This is a genomic window from Pseudomonas sp. MF08817, from assembly GCF_059862705.1.
In genome coordinates this window covers 1-626 of the sequence record NZ_JCBCUY010000108.1, presented here as the reverse complement: position 1 = coordinate 626, position 626 = coordinate 1, and the positions used below count along the sequence as shown (strand labels likewise).

Below are 626 nucleotides of genomic sequence, written 5' to 3'. Positions count from 1 at the left end.
TACGCGATCAGCCGCGAAGACCAAGATGCCTTCGCCGCCAAATCCCAGCAAAAAGCCGTGGCCGCCATCGAGGCCGGGCGCTTTGCCGACGAAATCACCCCGATCCTGATTCCCCAACGCAAAGGCGAGCCGTTGGCCTTCGCCACCGACGAACAACCCCGCGCCGGCACCACCGCTGAGTCCCTGAGCAAGCTCAAACCTGCGTTCAAGAAGGACGGCACGGTGACCGCCGGCAATGCGTCGAGCCTCAACGACGGCGCCGCCGCCGTGCTGCTGATGAGCGCCGCCAAGGCCCAGGCCCTGGGCTTGCCGGTGCTGGCGACAATCGCTGCCTACGCCAATGCCGGCGTGGACCCGGCGATCATGGGCATCGGCCCGGTGTCGGCCACCCGCCGCTGCCTGGAAAAAGCAGGCTGGGCGTTGGCCGAGCTGGACCTGATCGAAGCCAACGAAGCCTTCGCCGCCCAAGCCCTGGCGGTAGGCCAGGAGCTGGGTTGGGACGCGGCCAAGGTCAACGTCAACGGCGGCGCCATTGCGCTGGGCCACCCGATTGGCGCTTCGGGCTGCCGCGTGCTGGTGAGCCTGCTGCACGAAATGCTCAAGCGCGACGCCAAAAAGGGCCTGGC

General features: G+C 67.6%; 1 protein-coding gene. It reads left to right on the top strand.

Going from position 1 to position 626, the window contains the following annotated elements; all coding sequences use genetic code 11:
* A partial coding sequence (locus AC19YR_RS24810) for an acetyl-CoA C-acyltransferase (RefSeq protein WP_500600446.1) occupies window positions 1-626 on the top strand: 626 nt, incomplete at both ends.